This is a genomic window from Achromobacter denitrificans NBRC 15125, from assembly GCF_001571365.1.
Lineage (GTDB): Bacteria > Pseudomonadota > Gammaproteobacteria > Burkholderiales > Burkholderiaceae_B > Achromobacter > Achromobacter denitrificans.
Genome location: NZ_BCTQ01000002.1, coordinates 231,444 through 244,567, shown reverse-complemented (window position 1 = coordinate 244,567; position 13,124 = coordinate 231,444). Strand labels below are relative to the sequence as shown.

The window sequence follows — 13,124 nt, the reverse complement described above, 5'->3', positions numbered from 1 at the left end:
GCGGTTCCCGTGGGCCTCAGCGGCCCGGTGTGTAACCCGCCTGGGTCAGGGTGTGGCGGGCGATGGTCAACTGATGGATCTGGCTGGTGCCTTCGTAAAGGCGGAACAGGCGCACGTCGCGGTAGAAACGCTCGATGCCGTGGTCGGCGATATAGCCGTAGCCGCCATGCATCTGCACGCAGCGGTCGGCCACGCGGCCGCACATCTCCGAAGAGAAGTACTTGCAGATGGAGGCGTTGAGCGTCACGTCGCGGCCTTCGTCGCGTTCGCGGGCCGTTTGCAGCACCAGCGCGCGCGCCGCCTGGATCTCGGTCTGGCAGTCGGCCAGCATGGCCTGGATCAGCTGGAAATCCATCAGCGGCTTGCCGAACTGCTGGCGCTCGGCCACGAAGCGCAGGGTGTCGTCCAGCATCCGGATGGCGGGCCCGATGCAGAGCGCGGCCAGGTGGATGCGCTGCTTGTTCAGGACTTTCATGGCGGTCTTGAAGCCCATGCCTTCCTGGCCGCCGATGATGTTGGCGGCCGGCACGCGGCAATCCTGGAAATGCACGGCGGACACGGGCGAACCCGCCTGGCCCATCTTGTCGTAGGGCTGTCCGGTGGACAGGCCCGGCGTGCCGCGTTCCACGATGAAGGCGGTGATGCCCTTGGCGCCCGGGGCATCGGGATCGGTGCGCGCCATGACGGTGAAGAGGCCCGCCAGCGGCGCGTTGGTGATGAAGCACTTTTCGCCGTTCAGCACGTAGTCGGCGCCGTCGCGCGCCGCGGTCGTCAGCAGCGCGGTGGCGTCGGAGCCGGCCTGCGGCTCGGTCAGCGCGAAGCAGCCGGTCAGTTCGCCGGAGGCCAGGCGCGGCAGGTAGCGCGCCTTCTGCTCGTCGGTGCCGTCGGCCACCAGCGCCTCGGAGCCGATGCCGGTATTGGTGCCCACGCGGGCGCGGAACGCCACCGAGCATTGCGACAGTTCCATCGCGGCCAGGACCAGTTCCTCGGTGGTCATGCCCGCGCCGCCGTACTGTTCCGGGATCGAATAGCCGAACAGCCCCTGCGCGGCCATGTCGGCGACCAGGTCCTGCGGCACCTCGTCCAGGCGGGCGACCTCGGCTTCGCGCGGCGCCAGCCGCTCGCGCACGTAGCGGCGCAGCGATTCGAGGAATTGGGGGAAACCGTCGGGGTCCCTGATCATGGCTAGTCTCCGTGTCGTCGAGGCGCCGAGCCTTTCCTGTCCGCTGCGGCGCCGTAGTGAATCCAGGCTAGCAAAAGGCCGGCGGATATGAGACAAGTGTTTCGCTATCTTGAACGCGATGTGTCCGCGACTGCTCTATCATCGACGTGACGGGCCGCGCTTCCGGGCGGCCCCGCTTCCAGGACCGCGACCATGACAGCCAGCCCGGGCGAGCGCCACGCCGACCCCGCTTTCGCCACCACGCTGGCGCACGGGCTGTCGGTGCTGCAGGCGTTCCGCCATGGCGAGCCGGCGCTCAGCAACCGCGAGCTGGCCGACCGGACCGGGCTGTCCAAGGCCACCATCTCGCGCCTGACCACCACGCTGATGCAGCGCGGCCTGCTGCGCTACGACGCCGGCCTGCGGCGCTACCGCCTGGGCCCCGCGGTGCTGTCGTTGAGCTATCCGCTGCTGGCCAGCATCAAGGTCCGCCAGATGGCGCGGCCCCTGATGAAGCGGTTGGCCGACGTGGCGGGCGGATCCGCGTCGCTGGGGATGCATCACGGGCTGAACATGGTCTACCTGGAAACCTGCCGCGGGCACGATGCCGTGTCCTTCCGCCCGGACATCGGGGCCTTGCTGCCCTTGCTGCCGTCCGCCATGGGCCGCGCCTGGCTGGCGCAGGGCGTCGGCGGCGAGGCGGAACCCGTGCTGGAGGCGCTGCGGCGCCAGGACCCGGCCGCCTGGCGCCGCTACGCGCCGGACTGGGAACAGGCGCGGCGCGACCTCGCCGAGTCCGGGTATTGCGTGGGGCAGGGCGATTGGCATTCGGACGTGCACGCCGTCGCCGTGCCCTTGCGGGCGCGGGTCGACGGCCAGGCCCTGGTGTTCAACTGCGGCGTGCCGGTGGCGCGGCTGCGCCCGGGCGACCTGCGCGGCCGCATCGCCCCGCGCCTGGTGACCCTGGTCGCGCGGGTCGAGAAAATGCTGGAGCGCGAACATGGGGCATGAACGGGACCGAGAGTTCACCACCACGCTGGCGCGCGGCATCGATATCCTGGCCTGCTTCCGGGCGGACCGCCCGGTGCTGGCCAACAAGGATTTCGCGCAGCAGACCGGCCTGTCGCGTAGCGCCGTCGCGCGCCTGACCCATACCCTGGTCGAGCTGGGCTTCCTGCAACGCGAGGGCGAGCCGGCCCGCTACCGGCTGGGCGCTTCGGTGCTGGCGCTGAGCTACCCCCTGCTGGCGAGCATGCAGATCCGCCAGCTGGCGCGCCCGCTCATGAAGCAGCTGGCCGATCACGCGCGCGGCGCGGTATCGCTGGTGGTGCGCGACCGCCTGCAGATGGTGTACGTGGAAACGGCGAGGTCGAACGAGGCCTTGCAGACCCGGCCGGATATCGGCGCCTCGCTGCCCCTGCTGTCCAGCGCCGCGGGCAAGGCGTGGCTGGCGCGGGCCCCGGACGAGGAGCGGGCGGCGGTGCTGAACCAGCTGCGCATCGCCGATGCCGCGCACTACGAAGCGCATTTCCCCACCCTGGCGGGGGCCCGCCGCGATCTGGAGCGCAAGGGCTATTGCGGCAACAACCAGCAATGGCGCCCCGACGCCTACGGTTTCGCCGCGCCGCTGAGCCGGCCCCATCAGTCCCTGCTCTACGTCTTCAACTGCGGCGTGCCCGCCAGCGACGGCCCCTACCGCGAACGGGCGGCGGACATCGGGCCGCGGCTGGTCGCGCTGGCGCGGGAAACGGAACGCCTCCTGGGGTATTCGTGACTCCAGGTCAAAAGTGTTTCGCTGGTTTACCCCTATTTCTGCAAGGATGGACCCGGCATACTGGCCGCCTGTCATTCGATCGGCCCACGCCGGCGCGCCAACGACCTTCCCGGTGCGCCTGAATTCCCGGTCGGCGCTATAACCGAGGAACTCCCGCATGAACCCCCAAGACACTCAACCGGTAAAGGCCGGCCTGCCGCTGCTGGCGCTGGCCGTCGGCGCGTTCGGCATCGGCGTGACCGAGTTTTCCCCCATGGGCCTGCTGCCCGTCATCGCCGAGGGCGTGGACGTGTCCATTCCCAGCGCGGGGATGCTGATCAGCGCCTACGCGATCGGCGTGATGGCCGGCGCGCCCTTGATGACGCTGGCCTTCTCGCGCTGGTCCAAGCGCAAGGCGCTGATCCTGCTGATGGCCATCTTCACCATCGGCAACCTGCTGTCGGCGCTGGCGCCCAACTACACGACGCTGCTGCTGGCGCGCCTGGTCACCAGCCTGAACCACGGGGCGTTCTTCGGCCTGGGATCGCTGGTCGCGGCCAGCGTGGTGCCGCGCCACAAGCAGGCGAGCGCCGTGGCCACGATGTTCATGGGCCTGACCATCGCCAACGTGGGGGGGGTGCCGGCGGCCACGTGGCTGGGGCAGGCCATCGGCTGGCGCATGTCGTTCGTGGCGACCGCCGTGTTGGGCCTGATCGCCATGCTGGCCCTGTGGCGAGCGCTGCCGGCGGGCGAGGCCGGGCGTCGTCCCAACGTGCGCCACGAGCTGGCCGTGCTGAAGAGCCCGGTCGTGCTGATGGCCCTGGCCACGACGGTGCTGGGCGCGGGCGCCATGTTCACGCTCTACACCTACATCGCCCCGACCCTGGCCGCCATCACGGGCGCCTCGCCCGCCTTCATTACCGGCATGCTGGTGCTGATCGGCCTCGGCTTCACGCTGGGCAACGGGCTGGGCGGCCGCATGGCCGACCGCTCGCTGGACGGCACGCTGATCGCCTTCCTGGTGCTGGTCATCGCCGATCTGCTGGCCTTTCCGTGGCTGGCTTCCACGCAAGTCGGCGCGGCGGTGTCCCTGCTGATCTTCGGCGTGGCGACTTTCGCGGTGGTGCCCCCGCTGCAGATGGGCGTGATGCGCGCCGCCAAGGACGCGCCCGGTCTGGCCTCGTCCGTGAACGTCGGCGCTTTCAACCTGGGCAACGCGGTGGGCGCGGCCGCGGGCGGCGCGGTGATCTCCGCCGGCCTGGGCTATGCCGCCGTGCCGATCGCCGGCGCCATCATCGCCGTGGCCGGCCTGGCGCTGGTGCTGCTGCAACGCGCCGGCAATGCGCGCCGCGGCAAGCTGGCGGCGCAGGGTTGCTGATCGGGCCGGCGCGGCGCCGGTCCCCGCTCGCCTATGCCGCCAGGCGGGTTATGTAAGTCAGTCCGAGATTTTTTGCCCACACCACGTGGGCCAGGGTTTCCCCAGGTTGTAGCCGTTTCTCCAATGTCTATTCTTGTATATACAAGATGATGGAGAGGCGGCGCACAGCACCGCCGTCTATAGCCGCCTCAGGGCGGCTCTCCTCCGGAAGTGTGTTGCGTGATCAACCGGAATGAAGGGAAAACCGTGGAAAGAACGGCGGCAACGGCAATCAACGGCTTCGAGGCAACCCCGGCCCGGAAGGCCGGCAATCGGCGTGTGATACTGGGCGCCAGCCTGGGCAACGGGCTGGAGATTTTCGATTTCACGGTGTACAGCTTTTTCGCCGGGGTGATCGGAAGACTGTACTTTCCCAGCGAGTCGGCCTACGGCTCGCTGCTGATGGCGGTGGCCGTGTTCGGCGTCGGGTTCATCATGCGGCCGCTGGGCAGCATGGTGCTGGGCGCCTATGCGGACCGCAAGGGAAGAAAGGCCGCCATGTTGGCGACCATCATGTTGATGGGCGCGGGCACCGCCCTGATCGCATTCGCTCCCACGCATGCGCAGATCGGTGTCCTGGCCCCTGGCCTGATCGTTGCGGGACGCCTATTGCAGGGGTTCGCGGCCGGTGGGGAAGTCGGTGCCGCAACGACGCTGCTGCTGGAATCCGCCGGCGCCAATCAGCGTGCATTCTTCGTCAGTTGGCAGTCGATCAGCCAGGGGATTGCCGCTTTGCTGGGCGCTTCGCTGGGATTGTTGCTGACTTCGATTCTGTCCGAGGAGGCGCTCTATTCCTGGGGCTGGCGCGTGCCTTTCGTCCTGGGGCTGCTGATCGTCCCGGTCGGCGTCTACATCCGGCGGCATATCGAAGAGACCTACACCGTGGATCCGGACGCCGCCCCGAAGGAAACCCCGGTCTGGGCGGTGCTGTCCGGCCACACCCGCGATCTGGTGCTGGGTATCCTGATGATCATGTCCGGCACCGTGATGGTGTACATCGTGTTGTTCTACATGCCAACGTACATGATGCAGACCCACCGCATCGCGGCGCCCACGGCCTATCTGTTCAGTTGCCTTGCCTCCATCGTGCAGGTGATAGCGGTCTATTTCACCGGAAGGTACGTGGACCGGTTCAGGAACAGCAAGAAAGCCATGATCGTCTCGATCCTGGTGGGCATGGCGATGGCTTATCCGACATTCCGAATGCTGGAGCTGCCTGACTATCTCTGGCTCGCGGTCGCTTTCCGCATGCTGCTCATCGTGGCGCTGGGCATCAACATGCTGACCAGCACCATGTTGATCGTGGAGGCGCTGCCGCGCGCCGTGCGGGCGACGGGGATGTCGATGATCTATTCGTTCGGCGTGACGATATTCGGCGGTTCGGCGCAAGTCGTAGTCACGTGGCTGTTGAAGACCACAGGCAATCCGATGGCGCCCGCGTGGTACGTGATCGGCATGCTGGCCGTCAGTCTTGCCGCGACGTGCATGTTCAAGGAACGCCATGGCCAATGACCAGAAAGAGGTTTGCGGGAACAACCGTTACTTTCCAGGACAGGGAGCCGGGATCATGAAAAATCCGCATCGAAGCATCGTTACCGGATTGCTCGATTCATTCGATGAAATGAAGCGCATTCGCCACGATATCCACCAGCATCCGGAACTGGGCTACCAGGAGCGCCGCACCGGCGCGATCGTCGCGGATTGCCTGGAGCGCTGGGGCTACCGGGTTCGGCGGCGAGTGGGCGGCACGGGCGTCGTGGGAACGCTGCGGGCAGGAACTGGCAAGCGATCCATCGGCCTGCGGGCGGACATGGATGCGCTGCCCATCGGTGAAGCCAGCGGCCGGTCCTATTCCAGCGTGCACGAAGGCGTCATGCACGCTTGCGGCCACGATGGGCACACCGCGATGCTGCTGGCCGCGGCCAAGCAACTGGCGGCGGACCGGGCATTCTCCGGCACGTTGAACGTGATCTTCCAACCCGCCGAGGAAGGGGGCGCGGGCGCGCTGGCCATGCTGAACGACGGCCTGTTCGATCAAGCGCCCTGCGATTCGGTCTATGCCTTGCACAACTATCCGACGCCGACCTTGAAATTCGGGCAGATGGCGATCGGCACCGGCGCGATCATGGCCTCGGTCGACAGCTTTATCGTGGTTGTCAGCGGCAGGGGCGGACACGCCGCGTCGCCACATTTCACGCGCGACCCCATCGTCGTTTCGGCATCGATCATCCAGGCGCTGCAGACGATCGTCTCGCGCAACCTCAGCCCCTACGATTGCGCCGTTGTCAGCGTGACCAGCATCCACGCGGAAGGGGCGTTCAATGTGATCCCGGGCGAACTCGAAATGAAGCTGTCGGTCAGGACCTACGACGAGGCGCAGCGCAGCCTGATCCTGTCCCGCATCCGGGATATCGTGCAGTCACAGGCCGCCTGCTTCGGGGCAAGCGCGCAGATAAAGGAAGCCGGTGCCCATTATCCCGTGCTGGTGAACGCCGAGGAGCCCGCGCGGGAGGCCCGCGAGGTCGCGCTGCGGCACTTCGGGGAGGACAGCGTCGCGGATCATCCGCCGATCATGGCGGCCGACGATTTCGCGTTCATGGCGCAGCGGGTGCCGGGGTGCTACATCAACATCGGGGCGGGCGAAGGAGCCGCGCTGCATAACGCGGGCTACGATTTCAACGACGACCTGATCCTGGTGGGTGGCAGTTTCTGGGTGCATCTGGCGCAGACGCTTTTGCGCTAAGCGGGCCCGGCCCGGCGCGGTTGGCAGGCAGGCGCCTGGCAGCCGTTCCCCGCGGGGAAAAGAAAGAGCGCCCGCAAGGGGCGCCCAGGACCACGGAAAAGACGGCGGCGGCGTCAAGCTTCGATCCGCTCCACCTTGCCCACCAGCAGGATGTACGACAGGGCGCCCAGCAGGGCCAGCGACGACACGTAGACGATCGCCGGGGCGAAGCTGTCCTTCGTCACCAGGAAGCCGATCACGATAGGCGTGCAGATCGAGGACAGGTTGCCGACGAAGTTGAACACGCCGCCCGTCAGCCCCAGCAGGCGCACGGGCGCCAGGGTGGACACCAGCGACCAGGTGATGGATGCCAGCCCGTTGCCGAAGAACGCTACGGCCAGGAAGAAAATGACCCAGGGCGTGGAATCGGTGAAGTTGGCGCCGATCATCGAGGTCGAGATCAGCAGTCCCAGGATGATGGGCAGCTTGCGCGCCAGCCCCACGGTGGCGCCCCGGCGGATCAGGAAGTCGGACAGCACGCCCGAGCACAGCACGCCGATGAAGGCCGCGAGGAAGGGCACCGAGGCCAGGAACCCCGACTTGATGAAGTCCATGCCGCGGTACTTCACCAGGTAGGTGGGGAACCAGGTCAGGAAGAACCACAGCGTGGAAGTCAGGCAGAACTGGCCGAGGTATACGCCCCACAGCTTGCGCTTGCTCATCACCAGGCCCAGGTCGTTCCAGCTGAACGGCGCCTTCTTTTCCCGCGCGCGGCGGTCCAGGTCGACCACGCCGCCGCCTTGCTGGATCAGTTCGATCTCGGCGGCGTTCGCGCCCTTGAACTGACGCGGCTCGCGGTAGATCATGAACCACAGCACGCCCCAGACTATGCCCAGCAGGCCGGTGCTGACGAACACCATGTGCCAGCCATAGTGATGCTGCAGCCAGGCCAGCACCGGCGTCAGGAACGCCAGGCCGACGAACTGGCCCGAGGTGTAGAAGCCGATGGCCGTGGCCCGCTCGCGCTCCGGGAACCAGGTGGTGACGACGCGGTTGTTGATGGGGTAGGCGGGCGCTTCCAGCGCGCCCACCGCCAGCCGCAGCACGAACAGGATGACGAAGCTGCCGGCGAAGCCCATGAAGAACGTGGCCGCGGACCACAGGATCAGGGCGGCCGCGTACAGCACGCGCGGGGACACGCGGTCCACCAGCCAGCCGCCGGGGATCTGCATGGCGGCGTAGGTCCAGCCGAAGGCGGACAGGATCAGGCCTTCGTGCACCGTGTCCAGGCCGAACTCGTCCTTGAGGGCGGGGGCGGCGATGGACAGGTTGCTGCGGTCGAGGTAGTTGATGACGACGGTGATGAACAGCATCACCATGATGAGGTAGCGGCTGCGGGTGGGGCGCTGGGCGCCTTGCAGGCCGGCGTGGGCGGCGGTGGACAAGGGAAGTCTCCTCTTTCTCTTTATCTATCGGCTTACCACTCGGCGAAGCTGCCGTCGGCGTGGCGCCAGATGGGGTTGCGCCAACGGTGGCCCACGGCGGCGCGTTCCTTGACGTACTCTTCGTTGACTTCGATGCCCAGGCCCGGCCCCTGCGGAATCGCGACCATGCCGTCTTCGTAGGCGAAGACTTCGCGGTTGCTGACGTAGTCCAGCAGGTCGTTGGCGGCGTTGTAGTGGATGCCCAGGCTCTGTTCCTGGATGAAGGCGTTGTAGCAACCGGCATCGATCTGCAGGCAGGTCGCCAGCGCGATGGGGCCCAGCGGGCAATGCAGCGCCAGCGCCACGTCGTAGGCTTCGGCCATGGCGGCAATCTTGCGCGTTTCGGTGATGCCGCCGGCATGAGAGGGGTCGGGCTGGATGATGTCCACGTAGCCCTCGGACAGCACGCGCTTGAAGTCCCAGCGCGAGAACAGGCGCTCGCCCAGCGCGATGGGCGTGGAGGTCAGCGGCGCCAGTTCCTTCAGCGCCTCGTAGTGCTCGCTCAGCACCGGTTCTTCGATGAACATGAGCTTGAACGGGTCCAGCTCCTTCATCAGCACTTTGGCCATGGGCTTGTGCACCCGGCCGTGGAAATCCACGCCGATGCCCACGTTGGGGCCGACGGCCTCGCGCACCGCGGCCACGTTCTCCAGGCACTTCTCGACCTTGTCGAACGAATCGATGTATTGCAGTTCTTCGGTGCCGTTCATCTTCACGGCGGTGAAGCCGCGCTCCACCGCGCTCTTGGCGGCGGCGGCCGTGTCGGCGGGGCGGTCTCCGCCGATCCACGAATACACGCGGATGCGATCCCGCACGTTGCCGCCCAGCAGCTGCGACACCGGCACGCCCAGATGCTTGCCCTTGATGTCCCACAGGGCCTGGTCGATGCCGGCCAGCGCGCTCATGTGGATGGCGCCGCCGCGATAGAAGCCACCGCGGTACAGCACCGTCCAGTGGTCTTCGATATTGCGGGGATCCTTGCCGATCAGGTAGTCGGACAGTTCCTCGACGGCGGCGGCCACCGAGTGCGCGCGGCCCTCGACCACGGGCTCCCCCCAGCCGACGATGCCCGCATCCGTTTCGATCTTCAGGAAGCACCACCGGGGCGGCACGATGTAAGTGGTGAGCTTGGTGATCTTCATGCTTGGGTCTCCTGGGCGGGATAGGCGCGTTGCCAGGCGGCGATGAAAGCGCGCGCGTTCCGGCCGACTTCGTTGGCCGACAGGCCGGGTTTGTACAAGGCGGAGCCCAGGCCGAAGCCGCTGGCGCCCGCCTGGGCGTATGAGGAAAGGTTGTCGGGCGTGATGCCGCCCACCGGCACCAGCGCGAGGGGCGGGCGCAAAACGGCGCGCCATGCTTTCAGCACGGCGGGGCCCAGTTGCTCCGCGGGGAACATCTTCAGCACGTCGGCGCCGGCGGCCAGGGCCGCGTAGGCCTCGGTGGGCGTGGCCACGCCGGGGCAGGACGCCATGCCCAGCTTCTTGGCGGCGCGGATCACGGCGGCGTCGCTGTGCGGCATCACGATCAGTTCGCCGCCCGCCTGCTGCACGCGGGCGCAGTCCTCGGGATCCAGCACCGTGCCGGCGCCGATCAGGCAATCGACGGGCAGGGCGGCGCGCATGGCGCGGATGCTGTCCAGCGGATCGGGCGAATTCAGCGGCACTTCGATCAGGCGGAAGCCAGCGTCGTACAGCGCCTGGCCGACGGGTTCGGCCTCGGCGGGCGTAATGCCGCGCAGAATGGCGATCAGGCCGCAGTGGGCCATGGCGGTTTGCAGACCGGGATGGTTCATGTTCGGTTCCTAGGAATGGGCCGGAGAGGTAGGAGCGACCAGGCCGGCGCTGACGGCCAGGTGCCACAGGCCGCGCTCGGTGGCGTGCTGCGCTTGTTCGGGCGTGCCCAGGCCGTAATGCCGCAAGGCCAGGATGTAGCGCTGGCACAGCGCGGGTTCGCCGCAGAGCACGATGCGGGGCAGTTCGCCCTGCTGGCGCAGCATCTCGGCCAGCGCCGCGACCTCGTGGCCGATCAGCAGGCCCGACAGGTAGTCGGCCTGCGATTGCGGCGCCAGCTCCCCGGTGAGGCCCAGGGCGCGGGTGCTGAATATGGTGGAGAGCACGCCGGCGCGGCCGGCGGGGGCGCCGGCCACTTTCAGGCCGCGCTCGAAGGCGGCCATGTCTGCGCTGGGAGCATCGGCCATGGTGCGCCCCAGGATGGTGTGGCCGCGCAGCGCGGCGTAGACCTCGCCCGTCATGAAGGTATCGAAGTGCGTGACGCGGCCGCGGCGCGCGCTGACCCACTTGGAATGGGTGCCCGGCAGGCCGATCAGCACGCTGTCCGCGCCGCCGTCCGCCTGGTCGAACAGCACGCCGAACACCTGGGTTTCTTCGCCGCGCATCACGTTGGGCAGGCCGTGGCGCTGGATCAGCCCGGGCACGATGCGCACCGGCGTCGCGCCGCCGCGTTTCACGACGGTGAGCCGCGTGCCGATGCGTTCGAGATCGACGGGCACGTCGAGGTAGGCGGCTTCCTGCCAGCCCTGGGCGCTGCCGACCATGCCGCAGGCGATCACCGGCAATGACGGCTCGGCCCGCAGCCAGTCGCCGCAGGCCTGCTCGAACGCCAGTTCGAAACCCGAGAGCGCGACGGTGGCCGCGCCGTCCTGCAAGGGCTGCGGCAGGCGCATGATGCCCCAGGGAAGGTGACGGGTATCCAGGGTGCGGCCGGCGGCATCCTGGCGATAGGCGCGCAGCGAGGAAGTGCCCCAGTCCAGCGCAATGAGCGCCGCGCGCGCGGGCGATCCGGTAGTCATCAAAAGTCTGTCTCGGCTCGGTCCGCGAAGCCGCCGCCGTTGCGGCGGGGCCTCGCGGGCCTTGTTGTCTGAGGCCCGGCCGGCATTCGGAAGCGCGGCCGGGCGATGGGAAAAATTCTAGAACAGCGCTTGAAAAATCTCAAAATATAGAATTAAATCCCATATATAGGGAATTTATGGGCTTCGGATTCGCGTCGGAAAGCCCTCGCAGCCGGGTATCGCCCGGAAATCCGGCCTGTTCCCCGCATGCCGGCGCGGGCGCGCCGGCTATGCTTGTTCCTTGCTTTGCCGCCAGCCCCGATTTTTCATGACCGCCACGCTCACACCCGATCATTCCCCCACCCTGGATCCCGACGCCGCCGCGCCCGCGGGCACGCAGACGCTGATGCGCGGCCTGGCCGTCGTGCAGGCCGTGTCCGATGGCGCGCGCGACCTGAAAGAGATCTGCGCCCGCATCGGCGTGGCGCGCAGCACCACGCACCGGCTCGCCAGCTGCCTGGTGCAGGAGCGCTACCTGCGGTCCTTGCCGGGCGTGGGCTATGTGCTGGGGCCGAAGCTGATCGAACTCGGTTTCCAGGCGCGCGAGGCCTTTCCGATGGCGACGCTGGCGCGCCCCTACCTGGACGGCCTGGCGGAACTGACGGGCGACACGATCCATCTCGCGGTGCGCGACAACGACGAAGTGCTGTACCTGGAGAAAATTCCCGGCAAGAAGGGGCTGGAGATGCGCTCGCGGGTGGGGCATCGCATGCCGCTGGCCGCCACGGGCGTGGGCAAGGCGCTGCTGCTGGATGCGGAAGAGCCGCAGTGGAAGGCGCTGCACCTCATCGGCTCGCCGGTGTCCTCGCGCGCGCCCGGCGGCCGCCAGACCTGGGAAGCCTTCCGCGACCGCATGCGCGAGTACGCGGCCCAGGGATACGCGTTCGACCTCGAAGACAACGAGCCGTCGATCCGTTGCGTGGCGGCGCCGGTGCGCGACGCCTCCAGCGGCATCGTGGCCGCCATCAGCGTGTCCAGCACGGTGCCGTACATGTCGCTGGAACGCATGCGGGAAATGGTCGCCGTCGTGCAGGGCGCGGCGGCAGGGATTTCCGCGGAACTGGGGTGGAAGGTGGAGCGCGCCTGATCGGCGCGTCCTCGCGCCTTATTCCAGCGGCAGCGTCAGCACGCCCTGCGGCGCGGGGCGCATCATGACGCGGCGGTACCAGGCCGACAGCGCCGGCGTGTCCGGGCGCTCGATGGGCAGGGCGAGCCAGCGGTGCGCCGAGCAGACCAGCGCGATGTCGCCCATGGTCAAGTGCCGGCCGGCGATGAATTCGCGGCCTTGCAGCGCCTGGTCCAGGATGAGGGCGCGCGCGTTCGAACGCTTCACCGAGTTCTCGATGGCCGCGTGGTCGCGTTTGTCTTCGTGCGTGCGGATTAGGCCGAGGAAGGCGGGGCCCATGGCGCCCTGCCATTCCGTGGCCTGCCAGTCCATCCAGCGGTCGGCGTCGGCGCGCAGGCAGGCGTCTTCGGGCCAGAGCGAGCCCACGCCGTAGCGCGAGGCCAGGTAGCGCACGATGGCGTTGGACTCCCACAGCACGAAACCGCCGTCGTCGATGACGGGCACGGTGCGGTTGGGGTTCAGCTTGGCGAATTCGGGCGTGTCGACCACGCCGAACGGCCCGCCGGCCTGCGTGAAGGTGTGCGGCAGGGCCAGTTCGCGCACGGCCAGCATGACTTTTTGAACGTTGACGGAAGTCAGGCGTCCCCAGATCTTCAACATAACCAGTCCTTT

Annotated in this window: 12 protein-coding genes; 6 read left to right on the top strand and 6 right to left on the bottom strand. The window is 67.8% G+C overall.

The window, feature by feature from the left end; genetic code table 11:
• Positions 1-16: 16 nt before the first annotated feature.
• Positions 17-1,183, bottom strand: a complete 1,167-nt coding sequence (locus tag ADE01S_RS03465) for an acyl-CoA dehydrogenase family protein (protein WP_062680059.1) — start codon at positions 1,181-1,183, stop codon at positions 17-19.
• A 192-nt stretch (positions 1,184-1,375) separates the two neighbouring features.
• On the opposite strand from ADE01S_RS03465, the gene ADE01S_RS03460 reads away from it, so the two are divergent.
• The 5 genes from ADE01S_RS03460 (at position 1,376) to ADE01S_RS03440 (ending at position 7,075) form a co-directional block, all read left to right on the top strand.
• Positions 1,376-2,173, top strand: coding sequence for an IclR family transcriptional regulator (locus ADE01S_RS03460; RefSeq protein ID WP_062680058.1), 798 nt, complete (start codon positions 1,376-1,378; stop codon positions 2,171-2,173).
• Positions 2,163-2,936 carry an IclR family transcriptional regulator gene (locus tag ADE01S_RS03455; RefSeq protein ID WP_062680057.1) on the top strand — a complete coding sequence of 258 codons (774 nt, stop codon included), beginning with the start codon at positions 2,163-2,165 and terminating at the stop codon, positions 2,934-2,936. The genes ADE01S_RS03460 and ADE01S_RS03455 overlap by 11 nt, the downstream gene beginning before the upstream one ends.
• Before the next feature lie 157 nt (positions 2,937-3,093).
• Positions 3,094-4,293 (top strand): MFS transporter, encoded by a 1,200-nt coding sequence (locus ADE01S_RS03450; protein ID WP_062680056.1) that lies wholly within the window; start codon positions 3,094-3,096, stop codon positions 4,291-4,293.
• 219 nt (positions 4,294-4,512) lie between these two features.
• Entirely contained in the window at positions 4,513-5,844 is a 1,332-nt protein-coding gene (locus ADE01S_RS03445) for an MFS transporter (protein WP_242663349.1), read from the top strand.
• Positions 5,845-5,899: 55 nt separating this feature from the next.
• Entirely contained in the window at positions 5,900-7,075 is a 1,176-nt protein-coding gene (locus tag ADE01S_RS03440) for a M20 aminoacylase family protein (RefSeq protein WP_075873180.1), read from the top strand.
• A gap of 113 nt (positions 7,076-7,188) precedes the next feature.
• Here the strand turns inward: ADE01S_RS03440 and ADE01S_RS03435 are convergent, their stop codons facing one another.
• From ADE01S_RS03435 to ADE01S_RS03420, 4 genes are read right to left on the bottom strand one after another with little or no spacing between them, the layout of a single operon-like run.
• Positions 7,189-8,499, bottom strand: coding sequence for an MFS transporter (locus ADE01S_RS03435; protein WP_062680055.1), 1,311 nt, complete (start codon positions 8,497-8,499; stop codon positions 7,189-7,191).
• 32 nt (positions 8,500-8,531) lie between these two features.
• Positions 8,532-9,680 (bottom strand): galactonate dehydratase, encoded by a 1,149-nt coding sequence (gene dgoD / locus ADE01S_RS03430; RefSeq protein ID WP_062680054.1) that lies wholly within the window; start codon positions 9,678-9,680, stop codon positions 8,532-8,534.
• A complete protein-coding gene (locus ADE01S_RS03425; protein ID WP_062680053.1) occupies positions 9,677-10,330 on the bottom strand; it encodes a 2-dehydro-3-deoxy-6-phosphogalactonate aldolase in 654 nt (217 codons plus the stop codon). The genes dgoD and ADE01S_RS03425 overlap by 4 nt, the downstream gene beginning before the upstream one ends.
• 9 nt (positions 10,331-10,339) lie before the next feature.
• Positions 10,340-11,347 carry a 2-dehydro-3-deoxygalactonokinase gene (locus tag ADE01S_RS03420; protein WP_062680124.1) on the bottom strand — a complete coding sequence of 336 codons (1,008 nt, stop codon included), beginning with the start codon at positions 11,345-11,347 and terminating at the stop codon, positions 10,340-10,342.
• Positions 11,348-11,654: 307 nt separating this feature from the next.
• Between ADE01S_RS03420 and ADE01S_RS03415 the strand changes: the two genes are divergently transcribed.
• Entirely contained in the window at positions 11,655-12,473 is an 819-nt protein-coding gene (locus ADE01S_RS03415; RefSeq protein ID WP_062680052.1) for an IclR family transcriptional regulator, read from the top strand.
• Between the two features lie 18 nt (positions 12,474-12,491).
• On the opposite strand, the gene ADE01S_RS03410 is transcribed toward ADE01S_RS03415, so the two are convergent.
• Positions 12,492-13,112 (bottom strand): glutathione S-transferase family protein, encoded by a 621-nt coding sequence (locus ADE01S_RS03410; protein WP_062680051.1) that lies wholly within the window; start codon positions 13,110-13,112, stop codon positions 12,492-12,494.
• Between the last annotated feature and the right edge of the window lie 12 nt (positions 13,113-13,124).

Excerpts from the sequence above, each read along its gene's own strand:
- ADE01S_RS03465 (WP_062680059.1), bottom strand. The coding sequence starts at position 1,183 with ATGATCAGGGACCCCGACGGTTTCCCCCAATTCCTCGAATCGCTGCGC.
- ADE01S_RS03460 (WP_062680058.1), top strand. The coding sequence starts at position 1,376 with ATGACAGCCAGCCCGGGCGAGCGCCACGCCGACCCCGCTTTCGCCACC.
- ADE01S_RS03455 (WP_062680057.1), top strand. The coding sequence starts at position 2,163 with ATGGGGCATGAACGGGACCGAGAGTTCACCACCACGCTGGCGCGCGGC.
- ADE01S_RS03450 (WP_062680056.1), top strand. The coding sequence starts at position 3,094 with ATGAACCCCCAAGACACTCAACCGGTAAAGGCCGGCCTGCCGCTGCTG.
- ADE01S_RS03440 (WP_075873180.1), top strand. The coding sequence starts at position 5,900 with ATGAAAAATCCGCATCGAAGCATCGTTACCGGATTGCTCGATTCATTC.
- dgoD (WP_062680054.1), bottom strand. The coding sequence starts at position 9,680 with ATGAAGATCACCAAGCTCACCACTTACATCGTGCCGCCCCGGTGGTGC.
- ADE01S_RS03425 (WP_062680053.1), bottom strand. The coding sequence starts at position 10,330 with ATGAACCATCCCGGTCTGCAAACCGCCATGGCCCACTGCGGCCTGATC.
- ADE01S_RS03420 (WP_062680124.1), bottom strand. The coding sequence starts at position 11,347 with ATGACTACCGGATCGCCCGCGCGCGCGGCGCTCATTGCGCTGGACTGG.
- ADE01S_RS03415 (WP_062680052.1), top strand. The coding sequence starts at position 11,655 with ATGACCGCCACGCTCACACCCGATCATTCCCCCACCCTGGATCCCGAC.
- ADE01S_RS03410 (WP_062680051.1), bottom strand. The coding sequence starts at position 13,112 with ATGTTGAAGATCTGGGGACGCCTGACTTCCGTCAACGTTCAAAAAGTC.